12 protein-coding genes are annotated in these 9,722 nt (G+C 42.8%); 7 read left to right on the top strand and 5 right to left on the bottom strand.

The window, feature by feature from the left end:
* On the bottom strand, positions 1-531 hold a 531-nt coding region (locus tag BMY75_RS13910; RefSeq protein WP_170844309.1), incomplete at its 3' end, for a glycoside hydrolase family 11 protein.
* A gap of 776 nt (positions 532-1,307) precedes the next feature.
* Between BMY75_RS13910 and BMY75_RS13905 the strand changes: the two genes are divergently transcribed.
* The 3 genes from BMY75_RS13905 to trxA are packed head-to-tail and all read left to right on the top strand — an operon-like array spanning position 1,308 to position 2,455.
* Positions 1,308-1,502: a 4Fe-4S binding protein gene (locus BMY75_RS13905; RefSeq protein WP_074834858.1), complete on the top strand. Its 195-nt coding sequence runs from the start codon at positions 1,308-1,310 to the stop codon at positions 1,500-1,502.
* A complete protein-coding gene (locus BMY75_RS13900) occupies positions 1,499-2,098 on the top strand; it encodes a 4Fe-4S binding protein (RefSeq protein WP_074834855.1) in 600 nt (199 codons plus the stop codon). The genes BMY75_RS13905 and BMY75_RS13900 overlap by 4 nt, the downstream gene beginning before the upstream one ends.
* Before the next feature lie 48 nt (positions 2,099-2,146).
* The gene (gene trxA, locus BMY75_RS13895; protein WP_074834853.1) at positions 2,147-2,455 is read left to right on the top strand and encodes a thioredoxin; all 309 of its coding nucleotides are present in this window, start codon (positions 2,147-2,149) and stop codon (positions 2,453-2,455) included.
* Here the strand turns inward: trxA and BMY75_RS13890 are convergent.
* Positions 2,444-3,106, bottom strand: coding sequence for a Crp/Fnr family transcriptional regulator (locus tag BMY75_RS13890; protein ID WP_074834851.1), 663 nt, complete (start codon positions 3,104-3,106; stop codon positions 2,444-2,446). The genes trxA and BMY75_RS13890 overlap by 12 nt on opposite strands.
* Before the next feature lie 25 nt (positions 3,107-3,131).
* Here BMY75_RS13890 and BMY75_RS13885 point away from each other — a divergent pair, with 25 nt between their 5' ends.
* Positions 3,132-4,802 (top strand): FAD-dependent oxidoreductase, encoded by a 1,671-nt coding sequence (locus BMY75_RS13885; RefSeq protein ID WP_074834848.1) that lies wholly within the window; start codon positions 3,132-3,134, stop codon positions 4,800-4,802.
* 364 nt (positions 4,803-5,166) lie between these two features.
* Entirely contained in the window at positions 5,167-6,267 is a 1,101-nt protein-coding gene (locus BMY75_RS13880; protein ID WP_074834846.1) for a TraB/GumN family protein, read from the top strand.
* Positions 6,268-6,412: 145 nt separating this feature from the next.
* Here the strand turns inward: BMY75_RS13880 and BMY75_RS13875 are convergent, their stop codons facing one another.
* Complete coding sequence (locus BMY75_RS13875; RefSeq protein ID WP_074834844.1) at positions 6,413-6,982, bottom strand: sporulation initiation factor Spo0A C-terminal domain-containing protein; 570 nt, start codon at positions 6,980-6,982, stop codon at positions 6,413-6,415.
* Positions 6,983-7,198: 216 nt separating this feature from the next.
* Between BMY75_RS13875 and BMY75_RS13870 the strand changes: the two genes are divergently transcribed.
* Both BMY75_RS13870 and BMY75_RS13865 read left to right on the top strand, forming a co-directional pair.
* Positions 7,199-7,729 (top strand): hypothetical protein, encoded by a 531-nt coding sequence (locus BMY75_RS13870; protein ID WP_074834842.1) that lies wholly within the window; start codon positions 7,199-7,201, stop codon positions 7,727-7,729.
* Between the two features lie 2 nt (positions 7,730-7,731).
* On the top strand, positions 7,732-8,253 hold the full coding sequence (locus BMY75_RS13865; RefSeq protein ID WP_074834840.1) for an NUDIX hydrolase: 522 nt from the start codon (positions 7,732-7,734) through the stop codon (positions 8,251-8,253).
* A gap of 34 nt (positions 8,254-8,287) precedes the next feature.
* Here BMY75_RS13865 and BMY75_RS13860 read toward each other — a convergent pair whose 3' ends face one another.
* A complete protein-coding gene (locus BMY75_RS13860) occupies positions 8,288-8,857 on the bottom strand; it encodes a flavodoxin family protein (protein WP_074834838.1) in 570 nt (189 codons plus the stop codon).
* A 31-nt stretch (positions 8,858-8,888) separates the two neighbouring features.
* Positions 8,889-9,698 (bottom strand): aldo/keto reductase family protein, encoded by an 810-nt coding sequence (locus tag BMY75_RS13855; protein WP_074834836.1) that lies wholly within the window; start codon positions 9,696-9,698, stop codon positions 8,889-8,891.
* Between the last annotated feature and the right edge of the window lie 24 nt (positions 9,699-9,722).

Genomic DNA, 9,722 nt, shown 5'->3' with positions numbered 1-9,722 from the left:
TGTGTAGATCTTGTATTCACTGCCGTCGATATTAACGGAACCCTTGTACTGCGCAGAAGAATCCTGTGCAGGAGACCAGTTCTTCCAGTCTTCGATGATGTAGTACTCTACCAGAGGATTCTGAGCCCAGCCGTAGATACAGATTCTGGAGTTACCTGATGAACCTGCCTGCCAGTTGCAGTCATAATCACAATAGAAATCACCGTAATCTTTGTATGTCTTAGGGTTATTCAGACCCCAGTAAAGACCACGACGAGCAAGGAAGTTACCTCTCGAACCATTAGGACCACACTTCCAGGATGTGCTGAAACCACCGTCATTGTCGTGCAGTGTCATAGTAGAAGAGTTAGGGGTATCTGCCTGCCAGATCTCGTGATGGTAATCATTGTACCAGCCGACTTCCTGTGTGTGCGAAGGGCTTGTTGTCAGTACCTTAGCAGCAGATGCAGTAACTGATGATATAATAGGAGAAACCATCAGTACACCGGCAACAAAAGCGCTTGTAATGCGTTTTGAAACGGATTTCTTCATAAACCAATTACCTCTCTTTCTAAAAAATCAAAACTATAAATAGATACTTAAATGATACGGCAATATTGACCCTCTCGTTTCAATATTAAATTCCGTATTATTTAATTATATTTTATAATTTTTTAGTTATTGAATCTAATCAAATTTTGCTCATTATCATTCGGGCGATACCAAAAATTGTGATTTTTACCTTCCGTACACTATTTGTTTACTTTTTAAATTATAATTATCTTAAATCTTTTAATCGTTAATAAGATAAGCATTTAAAGTGCAAAAGCCCTGAATCACGTGGATACATAAAATCAACAGTATAGAAATTTTATATTCGCAAATATGGATAAATCAGATATTAATGCAATTAAAACTCAGCATTTTCGCGCTAATATTGGTAAGTTTGAAATTGTAACATTATGCACAAAGTTTTAGTTAATTTTCCTTCACCTGTAATTTCCACCGACTTCTTATTTACTATCATAAAACCATGTATAAAACAACAAAAAACGATCATCAGCAATGTGTGCGGCATCGCGAGATCGTAAAACATAGTGTATATTACAAAAATCACTGTGAGATTTTGTAAGAATCAAGAATGGAAATTTATTAACAATTATGTTATACTAATTGGTAAAATGAAGGATCGAACATAAACGGATGGGAGGTGTAGCTAAGCAGATATAGTGCGATATCGTGGTTTTGATAGGGCTTTACCGACAAATGTGACTTTGTCACAGAAATATTGCCCCCGATTGGATATAATATATCTCGGAGGCGATGATATGAAACGAAAAGCTATCGTAAATACCGAGTTATGTGTGGCTTGCGGCTGCTGCGTGAAAGTTTGTCCGAAATCGGCGATAAGTGTTCCCGCTGGTGTGTTTGCTGTGGTTGACAGCACACTTTGTGTCGGCTGTGGAAAATGCGCAAAAGAATGTCCCGCGAGTGTTATTGAGATCGGGGGAGGTGCAGAATGAAACAGCGTAAAAAATGGTATGACTACCTCTGGATCTTCTCGCTGACATATCTGCTGCTTGGCTTTGTGAATATACTTTTTGCCTGGCTGGGTATGATCTGTTTTATCGTACCGCTTGTTATCTCAATTGGCTGGGGTAGCAAGGCCTACTGCAACAAGTACTGCGGCAGGGGACAGCTGTTCTCTATGCTGGGGGGAAGATTCGGTTTTTCACGAAAGCATGATATGCCGAAATGGATGAGGTCGAAAGCATTCAGATACGGATTTCTGATATTCTTTTTCACCATGTTCTTCGTGATGCTGTGGAACACATATCTGGTTTTCGCAGGCGGACGTCCTCTTTCACAAACAGTCAAGCTTATCTGGACATTTAAAGTTCCATGGCACTGGGCATATCACGGCACGCTGTTCTCAGATGGAGTGGCACAGTTCGCATTCGGTTTTTACAGCATTATGCTGACTTCAACGATACTCGGCTTTGTGACAATGCTGCTTTTCAAGCCGCGCTCATGGTGTGTTTACTGCCCGATGGGTACCATGACACAGCTGATATGCAAGGCAAAGAATGTGACAAAGTCACAGACCGCAGAGGAATAATTGTGTATAATTAAGACACAATAAAACAAACAGAAAGGAAGTATCACTATGGCAGTAATCAATGTAACAAAGGAAAATTTCGCTGAGATGGTAAACAGCCCAAAGCCTGTTCTTCTGGATTTTTACGCAACATGGTGCGGTCCTTGTAAAATGGTATCGCCGTTGGTAGATCAAATAGCAGATGAACATTCCGAATTCACCGTGGGCAAGATCGATGTTGATGAACAGCCTGAGCTTGCAGCGCAGTTCGGTGTTATCAGTATACCGACTCTTGTTGTTATGAAAAACGGCAGAGTTACCGCACAGGAGGTCGGTTTCAGACCAAAGCCCGTTATACTCGATATGTTAAAGGGCTAACTTCCGCAGACGTTCTTTATCGAGGATACGCACGCCCTTTCGAGATACTTCGACAATTCCCTCAGATACAAAGTATTTGAGCATACGTGAAACTACCTCACGGGCAGAGCCGATATACTTTGCGATCTGCTCCTGAGTGAGAGAGATAGTATCTGAGGAAGTTCTTGCTGATTCATCGTGGAGAAATATGGCAAGACGTTTGTCCATACTCATGAAAAGTATCTGCTGCATTACCCACATAACATCGGAAAAGCGGGATACAGCAGTCTCGAGGGCGAATATGCGGATAGCGGGATATTTTTCCGACATTTGCTTGAATGCTGTGCCGCTGAGGACGATACATTCGCTGTCCTCTTCGGCATCAACAGCCACATCGAATGTGATGGTCTGTAAAACACAGGAAGCCGACAGCATACACATATCCCCTTTGTGAAGACGGTAGAGAGTTACGTCCTTGCCGTCCTCGGAGAGTATATACGCACGAAGACTTCCCGAGCAGACAAAGAACGCTCCCGAACAGTCACTGCCGCTGTGGAGATTTGTGCCTTTTGTAAATTTCTTTTTAGCTGAATTTTCACAGATTAAGCTGCGGTCATCATCGGATAGATCATCCCAGAATGGGAAAACTTTCTTATAAACACTTTCAAACATAACAACTATCCTTTCGGAGGTATTTATGAAAACTGTAATTATTGGCGGCGTTGCGGGCGGTGCTTCCGCAGCCGCAAGACTTCGCCGTCTGAACGAACAAGACGAAATAATCATTATTGAGCGTGGAGAATTCATCTCCTTTGCGAACTGCGGTCTTCCTTATTATATAGGTGGAAAGATCACCGACAGAAAAATGCTGACCCTGCAAACTCCCGAGAGTTTCAACAGACGTTTCAACATTGATGTCCGCATCAAAAACGAGGCTGTGCAGATAAATCCCGAGGCACATATTGTTAAGATACGCAATGTGGATTCTGGAGAGATCTACGAGGAAAGCTATGACAGGCTGATCCTTTCTCCAGGTGCTGAGCCGATACGTCCTAATATCAAAGGCATTGATATACCTCATGTTTTTACTCTGCGAAATATCCCCGATACCATGAAGATCATGAACTATATTGAAACCGAAAAGCCGAAAAAAGCTGTTATCGCTGGCGGCGGATACATCGGTGTTGAAATGGCTGAAAACCTTGTTGATGCGGGGCTTGAAGTATCTATCGTTGAACTTGCAGATCATCTTATCGCGCCACTTGACTTTGATATGGCGGCAGATGTCCATCAGTATATCAAAAGCCGTGGTATAGGGCTTTATCTGGATAATGGGATAAATGAGATCACCGAAAAACAGGTTATACTTCATAATGGAAGCATCGACGCGGATATGGTTATAATGTCGGTGGGTGTTACTCCCGAAACTAAGCTTGCAAGGGACTGCGGCATTGAGGTAAACAGCAGGGGAAGCATTATCGTAAACAGCCATATGCAGACGAGTTCTCCAGATATTTATGCAGTGGGTGACGCGGTGGAAGTCCGCGATTTTGTTACCGGCTGGGGAGCTTTCATACCCCTTGCGGGACCTGCCAATAAGCAGGGACGTATCGCGGCTGATAATATAGCAGGTATATCCTCGGAATACAGCGGTACGCAGGGTTCTTCAGTGCTGAAACTGTTTGATATGACCGTTGCAGTGACAGGTCTTAACGAAAAGCGTGCAGAAGAAGCAGGCATCGAATTTGACAAGACATACACCTATTCGGCATCTAATGCAAGCTACTATCCCGGAGCGGAGAATATGTCAGTCAAGGTGCTGTGGGATAAGCATACCCATAAGCTGATAGGTGCGCAGATAGTGGGATATGACGGTGTTGATAAGCGCATGGACGTTCTTGCCACAGCGATACGTTTCGGTGCAAAAGTTACCGACCTGAAAGAACTGGAACTCTGTTATGCGCCGCCGTTCGGAAGTGCGAAAGATCCTGTTAATATGGTGGGATTTGTTGCCGAGAATGTCATAAATGGGACGGTGAAGCAGTTCTTCTGGCATGATGTTGCAACTCTGCCCCGTGACGGAAGCGTCACCCTGCTTGATGTGCGTACAAAGACCGAGATCGCACGCGGAATGATAGATGGTTTTGTGAATATCCCACTGGATTCTCTCCGCGGCGAACTGGATTCTATCCCGAAAGACAGACCAGTGTATGTACATTGTCACAGCGGTCTGCGCAGTTATATCGCCTGCCGCATATTATCAGGTAACGGATACGACTGCTATAATCTTGCAGGCGGCTGGCGGCTTTACAGCTCAGTGATCAGTTCTAAAAAGGTAAAGGATTATATCTGCACTGAGGATAAATAATTCCTTCGTTGATAGGATAATTATACCATCATGTGTGATGATATGTCAAGGAAGTTTTGGGCCGGTGATAACCCGATATTTGTGGTTGTAGGTTTATATCTGAAAAGAGTTTTGCTCTGCTTTTACGTGGGGTAAAGCTCTTTTTTTATTGATTTTAGAATGTAATGATATACAAATATTTGTTTAAATCAATTGTATTCAGAGGTCAAATATAACAATTATTGTGTTGGTTAAGTGAAATGTAATTACAAATCATTGACATATGCAGGAAGCAATTGTATATTAATATATGCTTGTGTGTTAATAAATAAACGATCAAATGAAAGATACAGATCATGTATCATTTAGGAAAGGAAAGTTAAAAATGAAAAACAAAGCTCTTATAGCAGCGGTTGCTTTTATGATGGCATTTACCTGCGCATCATGCGGAAAAAAGGAAGATGATTCTTCAAAGGCTGATTCTAAAGCAAAGGAAACTCCTGCTGAGACCGTAGTTACAACTGATGAAGAAACTGTTGAAACTACTGCTGAGGAAACGGTTGAGACCACCGATCAGGAAACAACCGAGAATGCACTTGGTACCACAGCTGATATCAATGATTTCATTGACACCAAGGAGATCGACCCTCCTATCTGGAAAGTTACCGATCCCGAAAGCGGTAATTCAATGTACCTTTTAGGTACCATACACGTCTTGCCTGCTGATGCTTCCGATTATCCTGCAGACCTGATGGATATATACAACAGCTGTGATTCTATCGCAGTTGAGTTTGATGTAACTGCTCTGCAGAGTGATATCAACGCTCAGATGGAGTACGTTAGCGGTATGACATATTCCGACGGCACTACAGTAAAGGATCATATCTCTGAGGAAACTTACAACAAGGCTAAGGATTATTTCACCAAGATCGGTGCATATAACGAGATGCTGGATCAGTACAGAGCGGGTTACTGGATAAATCAGCTGACCGTTGTAATGCTTATGCGTCTTGAAAATCTTGAGCTTTCAGGAACAGATTCATATTTCGTAGCCAAAGCAAAGGAGGACGGCAAGGAAGTTATCAATATCGAAGATATTTCCATGCAGACAGAGGCTCTCACTGCTTATACAGATGAATATGCTGATTATTCCATCAATGATCTGATCGATGATATAGATGATATAGATGGATTTGCAGCGGATTTCGGTGAACTCTTTGATAAGTGGGCTAAGGGCGACGGCGAGATATCAAGCGAAACTGAAGAGGATATCGCTGAGATACCCGAAGATCTGCTGGACGACCATGATGCATATAACAAGGCACTGCTCGATGACCGTAACCAGTATATGGCTGACAAGGCATCTGAATATATCAAGTCGGGCAAGAACTGCCTGTTCATGGTAGGCGCTGCTCATTATGCAGGAGAAAACGGCGTTGACAATCTCCTTGAAAAAATGGGCTTCACTGTAGAAAAGATCGGCTGATATTAATGCAAAAGTGATTAAATAAAGCATTCACTTTATAGATCATGTCAGAAAAACCATCAATGAAAAGCGTATTTTCATTGATGGTTTTTAGTTTTCATATAATTAAGCTGGACAGAACGCCCGGCTTTTTCCTTTTTTGATCTCAATAAAACACACGTCTTATAGTATCAGCACACTCGGCGATCAGTTCCTGACACTTCGGGCGCTGAATGGGTCTTCTGAACATTGCCCGCATAGGTTCGGGGTCCTCGGAATAGGCTTTGGTGATGGCGTGGCGTATGCTTCTTTCTATGCAAGACATATCAACACCGTATTTCTGAGCGATCTCAGGATAAACATCCTTGCTAAGACAATACAGCTTATCGGGCTTTGTTACACACATAACGATTGATTCGGCAAGATACAGATATCCTTTCAGTGCGCGGGATATGCCAAGTGAAAGTATTGTATCTACCGTCATATCTTCTATCTTTCTTTCCAGCGGAGTGGAAACAGTCATTTTTATGTAGCTGTAAAGGGTCTCCTCGCCGTATTCTGACGGGAGTTCGTATCTTACTCCGCAGTGCCGCGGCTGGTCATTCGAGCTTTGAAGCACGAATGTGTAGTCCTGTACCCTGAGTACAGCGCCGTCTGCAATAACATTAAAATTTTCTTTCTTCAATCTGTCTGCAAGCTTTGCAGCAAGCAGTTCTTCTTTTTCCTCAATAATCATAAGATCACTGCGACCTCCTAAAAAAATATACATTGATAAATTTGACAAAGCATTTCAGATATGGTAAAATAATACCTAGTTTATTAGTTGGATTATTAGTATTATATATTCCACTGGTGAAATACACAGCTGCATGATTAATTATACAGGATTACTGGGCATTAATCAATGAAATGACCTTGCAAGTTTCCTGCAAGCTTTTTGAAAGGATCAGGTATGGAAAGAACATTAAGACAAAGGATCAAAACTATCAAAGAGATCAAAAATCAGCACGGTATGTCTATACCGCAGATACAGGACATAGTAGCAGACCATGGCGGGTATGTATCTCCGAGGACGATGTACGATATTTTCGCAGATGGCTCAGAAGAAAAGAATTTTCACTATCAGTCAATAGCGCCGATATATGAAGCGCTTATAGATGTGTACGGTGATGACTATTCCTCCGATGATGTCATCGCACTGAAACAGATGCTGAAAGAGCGAAACCGCCAGATAGATGATCTTCTTGTTCAGCTTGAAAACAAGCAGGATGAATTTGACAAGCGTCTTGCGATATATGAAGAACGCAGAAAAGCTTATGAGCGTTCCATATCTCTGCTGGAAAAACAGCTGGATCAGCTTGACCGACTTCTTTTTGACCGTGACAAAATGCTTCAGCAGCTCCTTGATGCTTATCTTAAAATCGGCGGTTCGATGCCATCGGCAGCAGGAAGTGTATCGGACAGATATGATAAAGGAGAATGATCATGGAATTATGGGATCTGTATGACGGCGAAGGCAAAAGGACAGGAGAAATATGGGAACGCAAACACGGAAACTTTATGGAGATACCGAATGGGCGCTATCATCTTGTGAGCGACATACTTGTACAGCATAAGGACGGGACTTTTCTTCTATGCAAACGACATACCTGCAAAGACGTTTATCCAGGTTACTGGGAAGCAAGTGCAGGCGGTTCGGCGTTGCAGGGCGAGAATGCGGAAGAATGTGCAAGGCGAGAATTGTTTGAAGAAACAGGTCTTAAAGCAGACAGCTTAGATCTGATAAATATTTCATTCAGCGATAAAAGTCACAGTATGGTATACTGTTTTACAGCTACAGTAGATTGCAACAAGGATGCAGTTATTTTGCAGGAAAGCGAAACGACTGAATACAAATGGGTCGATGCAGCTGGGCTGATAGCGTATTCAGAATCAGATCTTGCGATAAAGACAAGTGTGAAAAGATATGAGAAATTCTATGATAAAGTCAGAGATATGCTGAAATAAAAAAGGCGCAGAGTTTTTTCTGCGCCTTTGTCATTTAGTAATACATATCAAATCCGTTTTCAAGACAATTAATATATGTCTTGCCTGCTTCGTAAAGTGCGGGGAGTATATAGTCCTTGTTGAAACGGACGACAGGAATACGGTCGTATGCGCGCATACCCATATGTACAAGTCCGCGTTCAAGCTGAGTGAGACATTCGAGAGTACCTCTGCCTGTACCGCCTGCACAGGCTATCAGCATACAGCGCTTTTCAGCGAGTGAGTGGCTGAATGTGGCATCACAGCGGCGGATCCTGTCAAAGAAAGCTTTGAAACACTCGGTCATATCCGACCAGTAAACTGCGCTTATCCATACAATTCCGTCGGCTTCTTTAAGGGTGTTGTATATCTCAGTGAAATCATCACTGATAACACAGGAGCCTTTTTTGTAGCAGGTGCCCCAGCCGTTTCCGCAGGCGCGACAGTGTTCAATATTTTTGCTGTTCAGATGTATCTCACATACTTCGCCGCCCGCTTCGGCGATGCCTTTTGATATCTGATCTTTTGCAGATGCAGTCAGACCGTCTTTATTAGGGCTTGACCATATAACTGCGACTTTTTTCATGATAAGTCCTCCTTTGAGAATTCTTATTATGCTATTCTTTTATTGCGAGAAGTTTCTGCATATCATCATCGCTGATGATGAAATCAAGTTCGGTATTCTGCTTGATGAATTCTTCATGGACGGATTTAGGAAGGGGAAGAGTGCCAAGCTGAAGGTCGAAACGGTTAGCAAGCTGTGAAACAGATACTCCGTATTTTTCAGCCATTTCGGAAATCTCTTTCTTAGCTGAAAGTCTGCCGGTTGCATTTGGGGAGTAGCTTTCGACAAGAATATCATTCTTTTTGCAGAACTCAATTAGTTCGGTTGGAACATGACCGATATGCACCCGTATCTGATTGACCATAGGTTTTATCTTAGCGTTGTCCATGAGATTTTGCAGATCTTCCACAGAGAAATTTGATACGCCGATGGCTTTTAGTTTTCCTGCTTCGTAAGCTTCTTCAAAAGCTTTCCACACAGCCAGGTTTTCCTTGTTGTAGTTATTGTTGGGGTCGCCGTCCCAGGGTCTTGGCCAGTGTATCAGCATCAGGTCGAGATACGAAGTGTCCAGCCTTTCGAGAGATTCGTTTATATGTCTGACTGCTTCCTCGTAGGTTTTTATCTCGGCAGGAAGCTTTGATGTGACAAAATAGGAATCGCGAGTTTTCCCGCTTGCTTTCATGCCTTTGCCCACGCCGACTTCATTTCCGTAAGCGATGGCAGTATCGATATGCAGATAGCCGATATCAAGAGCGTGCCTGACAACTCTTTCAGCGTCTTCGTTGGAAGTCTGCCATGTGCCGAGGGCTATTTTGGGGATAGTATTTCCGTTTGAAAGGGTGTATGATTCGCGGTAGATCATTGAATTCGCCTCCAGTTCGGGTGG

Origin of the sequence: Hominimerdicola alba, from assembly GCF_900109655.1 — a bacterium.
Taxonomy (GTDB): Bacteria; Bacillota; Clostridia; order Oscillospirales; family Ruminococcaceae; genus Hominimerdicola; species Hominimerdicola alba_B.
This window is presented reverse-complemented; position numbering and strand designations above follow the sequence as displayed.